Origin of the sequence: Pasteurella bettyae CCUG 2042, from assembly GCF_000262245.1 — a bacterium.
Lineage (GTDB): Bacteria > Pseudomonadota > Gammaproteobacteria > Enterobacterales > Pasteurellaceae > Basfia > Basfia bettyae.
The window spans coordinates 17848-32577 of the sequence record NZ_AJSX01000041.1; the positions used below are offsets into that span (position 1 = coordinate 17848).

At 36.5% G+C, this 14730-nt stretch carries 13 protein-coding genes and 1 tRNA gene; 8 read left to right on the forward strand and 6 right to left on the reverse strand.

The genetic code is table 11. The features are described 5' to 3' along the window. Positions 1-6: 6 nt before the first annotated feature. The gene (gene mltA / locus HMPREF1052_RS08970; RefSeq protein WP_005761453.1) at positions 7-1116 is read right to left on the reverse strand and encodes a murein transglycosylase A; all 1110 of its coding nucleotides are present in this window, start codon (positions 1114-1116) and stop codon (positions 7-9) included. Positions 1117-1375: 259 nt separating this feature from the next. Here mltA and HMPREF1052_RS08975 point away from each other — a divergent pair. After that, a tRNA-Met gene (locus tag HMPREF1052_RS08975) sits at positions 1376-1452 on the forward strand. Positions 1453-1541: 89 nt separating this feature from the next. Here the strand turns inward: HMPREF1052_RS08975 and proA are convergent. After that, positions 1542-2795, reverse strand: a complete 1254-nt coding sequence (proA, locus tag HMPREF1052_RS08980) for a glutamate-5-semialdehyde dehydrogenase (RefSeq protein ID WP_040596548.1) — start codon at positions 2793-2795, stop codon at positions 1542-1544. A gap of 17 nt (positions 2796-2812) precedes the next feature. Continuing rightward, on the reverse strand, positions 2813-3484 hold the full coding sequence (locus tag HMPREF1052_RS08985; protein ID WP_005761482.1) for a trimeric intracellular cation channel family protein: 672 nt from the start codon (positions 3482-3484) through the stop codon (positions 2813-2815). Positions 3485-3660: 176 nt separating this feature from the next. Between HMPREF1052_RS08985 and dhaK the strand changes: the two genes are divergently transcribed. From dhaK to dhaM, 3 genes are read left to right on the forward strand one after another with little or no spacing between them, the layout of a single operon-like run. Beyond that, positions 3661-4731: a dihydroxyacetone kinase subunit DhaK gene (dhaK, locus tag HMPREF1052_RS08990; protein WP_005761548.1), complete on the forward strand. Its 1071-nt coding sequence runs from the start codon at positions 3661-3663 to the stop codon at positions 4729-4731. A 20-nt stretch (positions 4732-4751) separates the two neighbouring features. After that, entirely contained in the window at positions 4752-5378 is a 627-nt protein-coding gene (gene dhaL / locus HMPREF1052_RS08995; RefSeq protein WP_005761478.1) for a dihydroxyacetone kinase subunit DhaL, read from the forward strand. A 9-nt stretch (positions 5379-5387) separates the two neighbouring features. Further along, on the forward strand, positions 5388-5798 hold the full coding sequence (gene dhaM, locus HMPREF1052_RS09000) for a dihydroxyacetone kinase phosphoryl donor subunit DhaM (protein ID WP_005761428.1): 411 nt from the start codon (positions 5388-5390) through the stop codon (positions 5796-5798). Between the two features lie 84 nt (positions 5799-5882). Here dhaM and lysC read toward each other — a convergent pair whose 3' ends face one another. Together lysC and mpl are read right to left on the reverse strand one after the other, a co-directional pair. Then, complete coding sequence (gene lysC, locus HMPREF1052_RS09005) at positions 5883-7238, reverse strand: lysine-sensitive aspartokinase 3 (protein ID WP_005761567.1); 1356 nt, start codon at positions 7236-7238, stop codon at positions 5883-5885. A 120-nt stretch (positions 7239-7358) separates the two neighbouring features. Beyond that, positions 7359-8720, reverse strand: coding sequence for a UDP-N-acetylmuramate:L-alanyl-gamma-D-glutamyl-meso-diaminopimelate ligase (mpl, locus tag HMPREF1052_RS09010; protein WP_005761496.1), 1362 nt, complete (start codon positions 8718-8720; stop codon positions 7359-7361). A 236-nt stretch (positions 8721-8956) separates the two neighbouring features. Between mpl and fbp the strand changes: the two genes are divergently transcribed. Beyond that, positions 8957-9961 carry a class 1 fructose-bisphosphatase gene (gene fbp / locus HMPREF1052_RS09015; protein ID WP_005761595.1) on the forward strand — a complete coding sequence of 335 codons (1005 nt, stop codon included), beginning with the start codon at positions 8957-8959 and terminating at the stop codon, positions 9959-9961. A gap of 69 nt (positions 9962-10030) precedes the next feature. On the opposite strand, the gene HMPREF1052_RS09020 is transcribed toward fbp, so the two are convergent. Further along, positions 10031-10846, reverse strand: coding sequence for a hypothetical protein (locus HMPREF1052_RS09020; protein ID WP_005761527.1), 816 nt, complete (start codon positions 10844-10846; stop codon positions 10031-10033). A 210-nt stretch (positions 10847-11056) separates the two neighbouring features. Here HMPREF1052_RS09020 and hflK point away from each other — a divergent pair, with 210 nt between their 5' ends. The 3 genes from hflK to purA all read left to right on the forward strand — a co-directional run bounded on the left by hflK (position 11057) and on the right by purA (position 14695). After that, positions 11057-12304 carry an FtsH protease activity modulator HflK gene (gene hflK, locus HMPREF1052_RS09025; protein WP_115172917.1) on the forward strand — a complete coding sequence of 416 codons (1248 nt, stop codon included), beginning with the start codon at positions 11057-11059 and terminating at the stop codon, positions 12302-12304. Beyond that, positions 12304-13191 carry a protease modulator HflC gene (hflC, locus tag HMPREF1052_RS09030; protein WP_005761458.1) on the forward strand — a complete coding sequence of 296 codons (888 nt, stop codon included), beginning with the start codon at positions 12304-12306 and terminating at the stop codon, positions 13189-13191. The genes hflK and hflC overlap by 1 nt, the downstream gene beginning before the upstream one ends. Positions 13192-13396: 205 nt before the next feature. Next, entirely contained in the window at positions 13397-14695 is a 1299-nt protein-coding gene (gene purA / locus HMPREF1052_RS09035) for an adenylosuccinate synthase (RefSeq protein WP_005761610.1), read from the forward strand. Positions 14696-14730: the final 35 nt, after the last annotated feature.

The following is a 14730-nucleotide window of genomic DNA, read 5'->3' on the forward strand; positions in this document are numbered from 1 at the left end:
AATAAATTAACGTAAAATCCAAACTCGACCATAATGTTTTAATAAACCTGATACATGGCCTGCCTTATCGCCAACACCTTGATACAAATCAAAGTGATTCCCTTTCACTGCGCCCCCCACATCTAGTGCTATCATCAAATGCAGTTTATGTTTACCTGTCCAATTACCTTGATCATCAATTTGTGGAATCTCAACTAAAAGTATTGAACCTGATGGTACAATATTACGGTCAGATGCCACAGAGGCTAAAGGTACCAAAGGTACACCAGCAGAACCTTTTACTTTACCTGCTGGATCATTTTTAAAAAATACATAAGATGGATTACGTTCAAGCAAGCTTTGTAAGCGTGAAGGATTAAGTTTTGCCCAATCTCGAATAGCTTGAATAGACATTTTCTCTTTGGCTATTTCACCATCCTCCACTAATAAACGCCCAATGGCTTGGTATTTATAACCATTCTGTCCTGCATAGGCAAAGTAATTTAAATTACCATCGCCAAAATCCACATAACCACTCCCCTGCACCCCTAGGAGAAAATTATCCAACATTGAATCACTATAAGCTAATTCTAATCCCTGACCGACTAATGCCCCTTGATAAATTTGAGCTCGAGTGAAACGTTTTTGTGAAGGCAATGCATAAATAGGATGTTGATACTGCCCTTGTGGCAAACGACGAGCATGAATCACTGGAGAATAATAACCTGTTAAAAGAACATTTTGATAACCATCTTCACCTGCCATCACTTGTGGGCGAATACCATAATTCTCTAATTGGGTAACATCAGCCCCAGAAATAACCCACTGCATCACCTTACTATAATTTTCAGCGTAAGTTGAACTAATTGCAGTGGAATATGTACGCACATTTGATAATTGGGTTAAAAAATCCCCTTGATTAACAACTCCTGAATAATTATCAACCGACATCGTAGAAAATAAATTAGTCGTATATGAACGATCTTTATATTTTGCTCCAAATTTTTGCAAATCAATGGAAGTATTCACGCCTGAACTCGAAGATCCTCGTCTAGATACATCAGATGAACAAGAGGCTAAAATAGTAGCAACGCAAAGTATAGTCACTTTGAGTAAAAAACGCTTTTTAAATAGCATGGTAAAGTCCTAATAAAATAGAAAGAGACAATGATTGAGATTAAGTCGTGATATTTAAATGTTAGGCTTAATGTAAGCGAGCTATGCTATCAAAAAATAGCACAACTCTCTAATCTTTTTTCTATAATTTACATTCAGGCTAATAAACATTCCATTGTTGATTAATTAGTCATTTTGACTATTTTTATTGCAAACAAAGCATTTAACATAAAATTTTCTTGCAATTAATCCAAAAGCGAGTATATTACATCGCATCTGACGCGGGGTGGAGCAGCTTGGTAGCTCGTCGGGCTCATAACCCGAAGGTCGTTGGTTCAAATCCGGCCCCCGCAACCAAATTCAAAAAGAAAGGCGTTAATTAAAGTTAACGCCTTTTTTATTTCTGCGGTAGAAAATTTTTAAAATTTCTACCGCACTTTTTCTCGTTAAGTTCTCGAGCTATAATCTCCTACACACACCCACTTATAAGTGGTTAATGCTTCTAATCCCATTGGTCCCCGTGCATGCAGTTTTTGTGTGCTCACTGCAACTTCTGCACCTAACCCAAATTGTCCACCATCAGTAAATCTTGTACTGGCATTCACATATACTGCGGCCGCATCCACTTGAGCCACAAATTGTTTTGCTAATTTTTGTGATTCGGTCAGAATGCTTTCTGAATGTTCACTACCATATCGACGGATATGAGTTATCGCTTGTTCAATATCTTTTACTACCACAACATTGAGATCATAAGATAACCATTCTCTAGCGAGCTGTTCTTCTGTTACTCGCTCAACCTCAGTTGTCACATTTTTTAAAATAGAAAGTGCGGTAGGATCCGCATGAAATTTTATAGCTTTCGTTTTTAAATGATTAGCCAATTTGGGTAAAAAGGTTTCGGCAATACTCTCTTGAACTAACAGGGTTTCTAAGGTATTACAAGTGCTTGGGCGTTGTGTTTTTGCATTTTCAATCAAAGGTAACGCTTTCTCTTGATCTGCGGTCTCTTCTACAAAAATATGACAAACGCCAATTCCTCCGATAATTACTGGAATAGTAGAATTTTTTCGGCAAAGTTCTTGTAAACCTGCTCCACCACGAGGAATAATCATATCGACATATTGATCCAAATGCAGCAATTCCATTACTAATTCACGATTAGGATCAGTAATTGCTTGTACTGCATGTTTTGGCAATCCAGCTTGTTGTAAAGCATCTTGCAGGACTTTTACTAAAATCTTATTGGAATGTTGGGTTTCTTTCCCTCCTCGTAAAATCACTGCATTACCCGTTTTTAGACATAAGCTTGCCACATCAATTGTCACATTTGGACGCGCTTCATAAATTGTGCCAATTACACCTAGAGGTACTCGAATACGTTCCAGCGTTAATCCACTGTCTAATACTCCGCCATCAATGATTTTTCCTACAGGATCGGCTAATGAAATAACATGACGAACATCATTAGCAATACCTTTTAACCGCTCTTCTGTCAGTAATAAACGGTCAATCATTGATGCAGATAAACCATTTCCCTTTGCTTCCTGAACATCTTTTGCATTTTCCGCTAAAATGATATCTTTCTGAGCTTCTAATTGTTCGGCAATAATTAATAAAGCTTTATTTTTCTCTGTTTGAGATAATTGAGAAAGAATAAATGATGCTTGTTTTGCTTGTTTGCCCATTTCATTAATTATCGACATACTCTGCCCCATTATTTTATTTTTTTTGGTAATTTATCATCCACTGAATTTACGATTATTTGTTGTTCTTGAAAATCAAAAACGGGCAACCCTAATTTAAAGTAAATTGCTAATAAACGTAGAATGAAACCACTTATTAAGGTCACGATAATCGTAATATTTTGTTCTAAACCTATATGTTGTAATCCAATATAAATAACCGTAGCTAATAAGGCAATACTCGCATAAAGCTCTTTTTGGAAAACTAAAGGAATTCGGTTACATAGAAGATCACGCAGTACCCCACCAAAAGCCCCTGTTATAATTGCCGCAATAGAGGCAACCGTAAATCCATGTCCCATATCTAATGCAACTTGGGCCCCAATAATAGAAAAAACAATTAATCCTAAAGCATCTAAAACCAAAAATATAGTTCGAAAATAACGCATAAAATGATTAATAAAAGGAGCAATAAATACGGTTAAAATCGCCGCACTTGCAACAATTAAAAAGTTTTCAGGATGTTTTACCCAACTTAATGGATAATGTCCTAACAATACATCTCGAACAGAGCCTCCACCAATAGCCGTCATTGAAGCAATAATCACCACACCAAAAATATCCATTTTTTCACGCCCAGCGGCTAATGCCCCCGTAATCGCCTCTGCGGTAATCCCCACGAGATAAAGAATTGATAACAACATATAAAATTCTCATGAATAATTCGTCATTGAAATTATTCTAACTGAAATCCTGCCCCAACTCCATTTTCCTTTACGCTCATTTTGTGATGTTGATAACAGAATTATTTTTCTTTTTCACTTAGTATACCTATGCCATCTATATCCATCTCATTAACCCTAATATAAGGAAATATTATATGAAAAAATTGATTAATACAGTTGAAACTGTACTTGATGAACAATTACAAGGTTTTGTCAAATCACATTCACAACTCGTTTTAAATACGGACCCCGTTTATATTCGAAGAATTGATGCACCAGTAGCCGGGAAAGTAGCAATTATCTCAGGGGGTGGAAGTGGACACGAACCAATGCATGCTGGATTTGTAGGGGATGGTATGTTAGATGGAGCTTGCCCTGGTGCAATATTTACTTCGCCAACACCAGATCAAATGTTTGAATGTGGAATGTCAGTAGACAGTGGAGAAGGAATATTATTATTAATTAAAAACTACACAGGCGATGTTTTAAATTTTGAAACTGCGACTGAATTACTTGCTGATATGGGAAATAAAGTTGCCACCGTATTAGTGGATGATGATGTCGCCGTAAAAGACAGTTTGTATACTGCAGGCCGCCGTGGTGTGGCTAATACCGTTATTCTTGAAAAATTATTAGGTGCTGCCGCCAATAAAGGCTATAACTTAGATCAATTGGCTGAACTAGGTTATAAACTTAATAACCAAGGTCATTCTATTGGAATTGCATTAGGTGCTTGTACAGTTCCTGCAGCAGGAAAACCGTCATTTACGCTAAATGAACAAGAAATGGAATTTGGTGTTGGTATTCATGGTGAACCAGGTATTGAACGTCGTCCTTTTGAGAATCTTGATAAAACAGTTGAACAAATGTTTGATACCCTAATTGCACATGGTGATTATGAACGTAAAACACGCCGTTGGGATCATAAAAATCATCAATGGAACGAGGTTACTGATAAGAAAAAAGCCTTACAAAAAGGAGATCGAGTCATCGCTTTAGTTAATAATTTGGGTTCAGTTCCACTCTCTGAGCTATATGGTGTCTACAATAAACTGACAGAATGTTGCCAACAGTTTGGACTAACCATTGAACGCAATCTTGTAGGCTCATACTGCACTTCTTTAGATATGCAAGGCATATCAATTACTCTAGTCAAAGTAGATGATGATATTCTTTCCCTTTGGGATGCATCAGTTAATACCCCTGCGCTTCGCTGGGGAAAATAGTTTAAGCAAGGAGAAGTAACATGGCTTTAACTCAAAAACAGATATTACAATGGCTTGAAAATTGTCATCAATGTTTTACTGAACAACGAGATTATCTTACCCAATTAGATACAAGCATTGGCGATGGTGATCATGGACTCAATATGCAAAGAGGCTTCAGTAAAGTCGCTGAAAAGTTTCCTACATTAGTTGATAAAGATATTAGCACAATTCTAAAAACCGTTGGCATGACATTACTGTCTCAAGTCGGTGGAGCCAGTGGGCCTTTATATGGCACATTTTTTCTAAAAGCCTCCCAAAGCATAGATGGTAAACAGGACATTTCTAGTGAAGAGTTAGTACAAATGTTAAAAAATGGTGTAGAAGGTATTGTTTCTCGAGGACATGCTAAATTAGGTGACAAAACCATGTGCGATGTATGGCTACCGGTTTTAGATGAATTAGAACAAGCTGATCTTCATCAACCTCTGTGTACATTGCTTGAAAGTGCGGTTAAAAAAGCCAAAATATCACTTGAAGCCACCATTCCATTAGTTGCTAAAAAAGGTCGAGCAAGCTATTTAGCTGAACGTAGTGTAGGCTATCAGGATCCTGGTGCAACTTCTACAATGTACATGCTTGAAGCATTATATCAAGCGGTAAAATAGGAGTAATTAATGGTTAACCTCGTTATTGTTTCACATAGTGCAAAATTAGGTGAAGGCGTTGCAGAACTAGCTAACCAAATAGTGAGAGATGGCTGTAAAATTGCAGTTGCCGCAGGAATTGATGATACTGAAAACCCTATTGGTACAGATGCGGTGAAAATTATGAATGCTATTGAAGCTGTTTTTTCAGAGGATGGCGTTGTGGTTTTAGTCGATCTTGGTAGTGCTATTCTCAGTGCTCAAACTGCTTTAGAACTACTAGAACCAACAATTACTGAAAAAGTAGTAATTAGCTATGCTCCACTGGTAGAAGGCACTCTCGCAGCCGCACTGGCAGCCTCGACAGGCGATACATTAAATACTGTTTTAGAAGAAGCCAATCTAGCGGCGCATTTAAAATTAGAACAAGCTTATAACTAACGGCTATTAATGTTCTACATATAAAAAGTGCGGTAAAAATCTCTCAAATTTATACCGCACTTTTCTTATCAAAAATAAAGTTAATTACGCTTCAAACAAAGCTTTATGTAATAAACGAACTACATCATCAGCATATGCACTATGTACTAAAGTACAAACATTATTAGTGCTTGCACCATAGCTAATCATACGAATATTGTATTCCTCTAAGGTATCAAAAATACGTTTTGCAATACCAGCAGATAAATGTAAGTCATTACCAATTAATGCTACCAATGCTAATCCTGTATCCACTTTTACTGTACAGACCTCGCTTAATTCATTCAGTAAATCACCCGATAATAATTCCGTACCTGAAGAAGCTGAGCCTGTTTTATCCAAAGTTAAAGCAATGCTCACTTCTGACGTAGTAATCGTATCTACTGAGATCTTATGTTTTGCTAAGATACTGAATACGTTAGCTAAGAACCCTTGAGCATGGAGCATATTTAAGCTAGATAAGGTTAATAAAGTTTGATCTCGACGTAATGCTATAGCACGGAAGGTCGGGCGAGGTTGAGGATCACGAGTCACCCAAGTTCCCCCCTCTTGAGGCGCTTTACTTGAACCAACATATACAGGAATATTGCTACGTACCGCAGGTAATAACGTAGCAGGATGTAATACTTTTGCTCCAAAAGTTGCCATTTCTGCCGCTTCAGCAAAACTCATGGTATCAATACGTTGTGCATTTGGCACAATTCGCGGATCTGTCGTATAAATGCCTGCCACATCAGTCCAAATTAATACATCTTTTGCATTTAGTACTTCAGCAATTAATGCAGCTGAATAATCGGATCCGCCTCGGCCTAATGTAGTGGTTTTACCATTTGCATCACGACCAATAAAGCCTTGTGTAATCACAAGTTCACCACGATCAATGAGTGGTTTTAATATGTTATCACTATTTTTTTGAGTCTGCTCATCATTAGGAACAGCCTTACCAAAATGGCTATTTGTGGCAACGATAGTTCGTACATCAACCCAAGTAGCTTGTGCATTTAATTCACGCAAAATTTGCACAAATATTTTGGTCGACATCATTTCTCCATGGCTAATCAGCTCATCAGTTAACGCTGTCGAATTAGCTAAACTTGCAGCTTCGGCTAAATACTCAATATTTGTTAATAATGCCTCTACCTCAAGTCGTACAGTACTACTATCCTTTAATTCATTTAAAATATTTTCTTGAATTTGACGAACTTCGCCAATCAATTTAGCACGTTCAGTGCTATCGCAACCTGCTGCGAGTGCCACTAATAAATTGGTGACTCCTGCTGATGCAGAAAGAACAACTACACGAGTGTTAGGATCGGCAATAATGATTTTTGCACAAGCAGTCATTGCTGCATGGTTTGCAACACTTGTGCCTCCAAATTTAGCCACAGAAAGGTTAGCCATAGGTTATATCCTCTTAAAAGTTAATAATGTTGTGTTTCCCATACAAATAGCGATTTGCCCATTATTTGTCAAATAAAATCTATAAAATTTAAAAGATTTTTTATTTTTATTAAGAGATTATTATTTATTTGCTAACTTATCTAAGATTTTTTGATGAATTCCACCAAAACTTCCATTGGACATAACTAAAATATGATCTGTTGGTTGAGCTTCTTTTACAATAGAATCAACTAGTTTATCCAAGTCCGCAGTCCAAGTTGCTGGTTGAACACATTTATTAGTAATTTCAACCACATCCCAAGGAATATTATCTGGCTGAAGAATAAACACATGATCCGCGCGAACTAAAGCAGGAGCAATTTCCTCTTTATGTACGCCCATTTTCATGGTATTTGAACGAGGTTCAAGCACTGCCAAAATACGTACACCACCGCCAACCTTATCACGAAGTGCGGTTAATGTTGCTTGAATTTCAGTTGGATGATGGGCAAAGTCATCGTATACCGTTATACCATTGACTTCACCTTTAACTTCTAAACGACGTTTTGCATTAACAAAAGTAGATAATGCTTTAGCCGAATCTGCAATAGCCACACCTGCATGATGAGCCGCAGCAATTGCCATTACCGCATTATGCATATTATGCTGACCAACAATATTCCAATGTACTTCAGCTACTTTTTCACCTTTATGAAATACTGCAAATTGAGTGCAATCATGAGTAATGCGGGTTGCATCCCATTCTTGATCTTTACCCAAAAATTGCTGTTCACACCAGCAACCCATATCAAGAGTCTCTTTAACACTCGCTTCACTCGCAACCGACAAGATTCGACCACTTTGAGGAATCGTACGAATCATATGATGAAATTGACGTTGAATCGCTTTGAGATCATCAAAAATATCAGCATGATCAAAGCCAATATTATTAATAATTAAGGTTTTCGGATTGTAATGAACAAATTTAGAACGTTTATCAAAAAATGCCGTATCATATTCATCAGCTTCAATCACAAAATATTGGCTATCCGTAAAACGAGATGACACACCAAAATTACCTGCAATTCCGCCCACCAAGAAATTAGGATTTAAGCCGTTTTGTTCAAGAATCCAAGTCAACATACCTGTAGTAGTGGTTTTACCATGAGTGCCCGAAACAGCAAAAACCCAACGATTATGTAATAGGTGATCATGTAGCCACTGCGGTCCAGACATATAGGGAAGTTGATTCTCTAATACATATTCCACACAAGGATTCCCACGTTTCATCGCATTTCCAATGATCACCATGTCTGGAGCAGGCTGTAATTGTGATACATCAAAATGTGGGATAATGGTAATACCACTTTTTTCTAAAAAACTGGACATTGGAGGATAAACATTGGTATCAGAACCCGTCACATGGTAACCCATTTGTTTTGCAATAATTGCTAAGCCACCCATAAATGTACCACAGACGCCAAGAATATGAATATGTTTCATTATTAGTTATCTCTTTTATGCTTTAATATATCTAAATAAATTTGTGTATTAGATCACATTGTTAAAATTCTGTTATACCTAGTGCACAATTAAGTTCCTATAATAATCCAAGTCACTTATTGAGTAAACGCTTAGTATTGACGATAGAATTAATAGGCATTAGCAAAAAACATTTTATTCAAATTTGTTATACTAAAACTACTACTTTTTATTATCTAACATAGGTAAATGATATTATGAAAACACTAGATGAATTTATTGTCGACAAACAAGCGGAATATCCTAATGCAAAAGGTGCATTATCTGGCATTCTTTCATCAATCCGACTTGTTGCGAAAATTATCCATCGAGATATTAATCGGGCTGGATTAACCAATAATATTCTAGGTTTATCCGGTGTCGATAACGTTCAAGGCGAACATCAAATGAAGCTTGATTTATTTGCTCATAATGCAATGAAACAAGCATTAATCTCACGTGAAGAAGTCGCAGGTTTTGCTTCTGAAGAAGAGGAAGAAATTGTCGTATTTGATACTGAACGTGGTCGCAATGCAAGATATGTAATCTTGACGGATCCATTAGATGGTTCATCTAATATTGATGTGAATGTATCTGTTGGTACAATTTTCTCTATTTATCGTCGAGTAACACCAGTAGGTACACCTGTCACATTAGAAGACTTTACCCAACCAGGGAATAAACAAGTTGCAGCGGGTTACGTGGTCTACGGTTCTTCTACTATGTTAGTTTATACCACAGGTAATGGCGTTAATGGTTTCACTTATGACCCATCACTAGGGACTTTTTGCTTATCTCATGAAAATATGCAAATGCCAAAAACAGGTAAAATCTACTCTATTAATGAAGGTCAATATTTAAAATTTCCTACGGGAGTTAAAAAATATATTAAATATTGCCAAGAAGAAGATCCCGCCTCTAATCGTCCTTACACCTCACGCTATATTGGTTCATTAGTAGCCGACTTCCATCGTAATTTATTAAAAGGTGGGATTTATATTTATCCTAGTGCAACTAACTATCCAAAGGGCAAATTACGTTTACTTTATGAAGGAAATCCAATTGCTTTCTTAACCGAGCAAGCGGGTGGGATTGCAAGTGATGGCTATCGTCGCATTTTAGATATTCTACCGACTGAATTACATCAACGTATTCCATTATTTATTGGTTCTAAAGAAATGGTTGAAAAAGCCCAAGAATTTATGGAACAATTCAAAGATTAAGCACATAATAAGAAACAAAAAACGTACCTTTTTAGGTACGTTTTTATTTTTAAAGTCAATAAGTTAAGATTATTCAATATAAGTAAACTTTGCCCATAAAGGGAAAGTCGCTGTAAGAAATAATAAAAATATTAGAACATAGTAGGAAAGTTTTTGCTTATGGTAAATATGAAATGCCAAAATGCCAGCTATTAATAAATGTAATAGAAAATATAAAATAAGGGCAAACGGATTAGCTAAATTTACGCCTGTTGATAACAGTGAATATATCAATACAGCAAGGCTCCATAAAGCATTAAACACTAACAATACAGTGATAATTAAAGGCAACAATGCAATAAAACCTTGTAACCGATTACGAGAAACCACGAGTACAATATTTGCCAAAATAACACCAACCAAAAGTTGTGAAAATAGATTATATTGCAGTAATTCTAAACATGAAATGTTTGTTAATAAGCTGAAAAATGCAATAAGAGCGGATAGTCCTATCAAGGCAGCTAGTTTTAATCTAAAAATTTGAGGGTTAGGTTCCAAGGATTGCTTTAACATAATAATTAACATCAATCCTCCAGCAATAAACTGTAAGAGAATATTAACTGAATATGGCTTTGCAAATAAACCTAATATCCATACACTTCCCCAGTAAAAAGCAAAATAGCTTACGGCACGAATCAAGCGCCCTCGTTGTCCATTACAAATACGACCGTTAAGAAAGACTAATACACAAATAAATTGGGCCATTAATACAGCAATATTAAAATGAGGAATAGCGTTTATTTGAGGTGGTAAAAGCACCGTATAAATCTCAATTAAAAGCAATAATACGACGGGTAAACTTAATTTAATTATCGTTAGTTCTCTTGATTCTTGTTCTTCTGACATTGTCCTATATCAACCTTACAATTAATAAATTTGAAACATTATGAATGAATAAAAAAGTGCGGTCAAAATTTTATAAATTTTATTTTATTCGCCTAATCTTAATCTTGATGATATATACTTATTTTTGTTAAAGCAAAATCATCAATAATGCTTGAGTTTAGTTAGACTTAAGCATCATTTTTGTTTAGACTGTAACAATATTTTGACAAAATGGAGAACACAATGTCACTTAACGATCAAGATCCTTGGGCAAAGCCTGGGCAAGGTAGCCAGAAACAGCCAGAAAATAATACATCAAATAATAATGATGATAATAAACAAGGCTGGTCTAATAAGCCAAATAATACTGAGCAATCTCCCCCTGATTTAGAGGAAGTATTTAATAACCTACTCAAAAAATTAGGTGGTGGTAATGGTCACCATAACTCATCACTTTCCAATCAAAATATGGGAAAACTTGCTCCCATTGGTATAGCATTAGCCATTGCAATATGGGGCTTAAGTGGCTTATATACCATAAAAGAAGCAGAACGTGGTGTAGTTACACGCTTTGGTCAATTACATAGTATCGTACAACCAGGTTTAAACTGGAAACCAACCTTTATTGATAATGTTATCCCAGTTAATGTAGAGCAAGTGAAAGAATTAAAAACTCAAGGCGCTATGCTTACACAAGACGAAAATATGGTTAAAGTAGAGATGACTGTACAATATCGTGTGCAAGATCCAGCTAAATATCTATTTAGTGTTACAAATGCCGATGACAGTTTAAACCAAGCTACTGATAGTGCATTACGTTATGTTATTGGTCATATGACCATGGATGATATTCTCACAACAGGTCGTGCAGTTGTCAGAGAACAAACGTGGAAAGCACTTAATGAAGTGATTCAACCTTATGATATGGGGGTCGAAGTAATTGATGTAAACTTCCAATCTGCACGCCCACCTGAAGATGTCAAAGATGCCTTTGATGATGCTATCAAAGCTCAAGAAGATGAACAACGCTATATTCGTGAGGCGGAAGCCTATGCTCGTGAGCAAGAGCCTATTGCTCGTGGTGATGCCCAACGTATTGTAGAAGAAGCCACCGCTTATAAAGATAAAGTTGTATTAAATGCACAAGGTGAAGTGGAACGTTTACAACGTCTATTACCTGAATTTAAAGCCGCACCTGATCTTCTTCGTGAACGTCTGTATATTCAGTCCATGGAACAAATTATGGCAAAAACCCCAAAAATCATGCTTGATAGTAATGGCAATAATCTTAATGTATTACCAATGGATCAAATTCTACGTAATAAACATGAGCAAGCTAAAGCACCTACGACAACAGGCTCACCTAATACTGTTGTGGCTCAGCCACAAAGTGCGGTCAGAATTCCACAAAATTCTGTGCAACAATCTCAAGCAGAAAGTTCGAATAATAGCAATACTCGTCAAGGGAGATTTAACTAATGCGTAAATTTTTATTACCAATTTTAATCATTCTTGCCCTGATTCTTTATTCAAGCATAGTGATCGTCAATGAAGGTTCTCGAGGCATCATGTTGCGTTTTGGCAAAGTACAACGTGACGCGGATCATAAAGTCGTGGTCTATAATCCTGGTCTGCATTTTAAAATTCCATTTATTGATACCTTAAAGCCTTTAGATGCACGTATCAGAACCTTAGATGGTCAAGCCGACCGCTTTGTTACGGTGGAGAAAAAAGACTTATTAGTGGATTCTTACGTAAAATGGAAAATCAGTGATTTTGGACGTTTCTACACATCTACAGGGGGTGCAGACTATGCTCAAGCAGCTAACCTACTTCGTCGCAAAGTCAATGACCGTTTACGTTCTGAAATTGGTACAAGAACGATAAAAGATATCGTTTCTGGTACTCGTGGTGAATTAATGGAAGGCGCTCGAAAAGCTTTAAATACCGGGCAAGATAGTACTGCAGAATTAGGTATTGAAGTGGTTGATGTACGTGTAAAACAAATTAACTTGCCAGATGAAGTTTCCTCATCTATTTATCAACGTATGCGTGCAGAACGTGATGCGGTAGCACGTCAACATCGTTCACAAGGAAAAGAAAAAGCAGCCTTTATCCAAGCTGATGTTGACCGTAAAGTTACAGTAATTTTAGCTAACGCCAATAAAACAGCTGAACAATTACGAGGAGAAGGAGATGCCAATGCAGCAAAATTATTTTCCACTGCATTTGCAAATGAACCTCAATTCTATAGTTTTATTCGTAGTTTGAAAGCCTATGAAAATAGTTTCTCTGGTTCAGAAAACATGATGATTTTGAAACCAGATAGTGACTTCTTCCGCTTTATGCAAGCACCTAAAAAATAAAATTATTTAGATACAAGGGCGTTTTAAACGCCCTTTTTTATTATTTATAGAAATAATTAAAAATATTTTAAAATTCATCAAAAAAATTTAATTTTTATGATTAATCTTTCACTTTACTTGAATTTACATTGAGATTTTAGTAGAAAAATAGTAAAGTTAAGCACGAAAATTCGTTAAAACTTACCTCTCACAAGGCGGAAAATATATGGGTAAAAGTGTTGTTGTCTTAGGCGCTCAATGGGGCGATGAAGGTAAAGGCAAAATCGTTGACTTATTAACCGATCGTGCAAAATATGTTGTACGTTATCAAGGTGGTCACAATGCTGGTCATACATTAATTATTAATGGTGAAAAAACAGTTTTACGTTTAATTCCATCTGGTATTTTACGTGATAATGTGACTTGTTTAATTGGTAATGGTGTAGTGCTTTCTCCAGCCGCATTAATGCAAGAAATGGGAGAATTAGAAAGTCGTGGAATTAAAGTTCGTGAACGTCTATTAATTTCAGAAGCTTGCCCGTTAATTCTGCCTTATCATGTTGCTATGGATCATGCACGTGAAGCTGCATTAGGTAAAAAAGCAATTGGGACAACGGGACGTGGTATTGGCCCTGCTTATGAAGATAAAGTGGCTCGTCGTGGTTTACGTGTAGGCGACTTATTTGATAAGGCACAATTTGCTGAGAAACTTAAAAATATCTTAGATTATTATAACTTCCAATTAGTTAATTACTATAAAGTAGAAGCTATTGACTTCCAAAAAACCTATGATGATGTCATGGCAATTGCTGATATCATTACTGGTATGGTTGCAGATATTGGCGTTATCTTAAATACTGCTCGTCAAAACGGTGACAATATTTTATTTGAAGGCGCACAAGGTGCTATGTTAGATATTGATCATGGTACTTACCCTTACGTGACAAGCTCAAATACCACTGCTGGTGGGGTAGCAACAGGCTCAGGTTTAGGACCTCGTAATATTGACTATGTATTAGGTATTATCAAAGCATACTGTACTCGTGTAGGCGGTGGCCCATTTACAACTGAATTATTTGATGAAGTTGGTCAAGAAATTGCACGTAAAGGTAATGAATTTGGTGCTGTTACTGGTCGTCCTCGTCGTTGCGGCTGGTTTGATGCAGTGGCTATTCGTCGTGCAATCGAAGTAAATAGTATTACTGGCTTCTGTATGACTAAATTAGATGTATTAGATGGTTTTGACGAAGTAAAAATCTGTGTAGGTTACAAACTTCCAAATGGCAAAGTCGTGGATTATGCACCATTAGCAGCGAAAGATTGGGAAGGCGTTGAACCTATTTATGAATCTATGCCAGGTTGGAAAGAAAACACTTTCCGTGTAACTGATGTCGAAAAACTTCCAGTAAACTGCCGTAACTATATTAAACGTATTGAAGAAGTTACTGGCGTACCTGTTGCAATTCTTTCAACGGGTCCAGACCGTGTTGAAACTATGGTTCTTGTGGATCCATTTGCTGCATAAGCCAAGAATTTTTTTAAAACGGACCGCACTTTTAG

Coding starts and splice junctions, on each gene's coding strand:
- hflK (WP_115172917.1), top strand. CDS start 11,057: ATGGAGAACACAATGTCACTTAACGATCAAGATCCTTGGGCAAAGCCT.
- dhaM (WP_005761428.1), top strand. CDS start 5,388: ATGGTTAACCTCGTTATTGTTTCACATAGTGCAAAATTAGGTGAAGGC.
- HMPREF1052_RS09020 (WP_005761527.1), bottom strand. CDS start 10,846: ATGTCAGAAGAACAAGAATCAAGAGAACTAACGATAATTAAATTAAGT.
- lysC (WP_005761567.1), bottom strand. CDS start 7,238: ATGGCTAACCTTTCTGTGGCTAAATTTGGAGGCACAAGTGTTGCAAAC.
- purA (WP_005761610.1), top strand. CDS start 13,397: ATGGGTAAAAGTGTTGTTGTCTTAGGCGCTCAATGGGGCGATGAAGGT.
- dhaL (WP_005761478.1), top strand. CDS start 4,752: ATGGCTTTAACTCAAAAACAGATATTACAATGGCTTGAAAATTGTCAT.
- mpl (WP_005761496.1), bottom strand. CDS start 8,720: ATGAAACATATTCATATTCTTGGCGTCTGTGGTACATTTATGGGTGGC.
- dhaK (WP_005761548.1), top strand. CDS start 3,661: ATGAAAAAATTGATTAATACAGTTGAAACTGTACTTGATGAACAATTA.
- hflC (WP_005761458.1), top strand. CDS start 12,304: ATGCGTAAATTTTTATTACCAATTTTAATCATTCTTGCCCTGATTCTT.
- HMPREF1052_RS08985 (WP_005761482.1), bottom strand. CDS start 3,484: ATGTTGTTATCAATTCTTTATCTCGTGGGGATTACCGCAGAGGCGATT.
- fbp (WP_005761595.1), top strand. CDS start 8,957: ATGAAAACACTAGATGAATTTATTGTCGACAAACAAGCGGAATATCCT.
- mltA (WP_005761453.1), bottom strand. CDS start 1,116: ATGCTATTTAAAAAGCGTTTTTTACTCAAAGTGACTATACTTTGCGTT.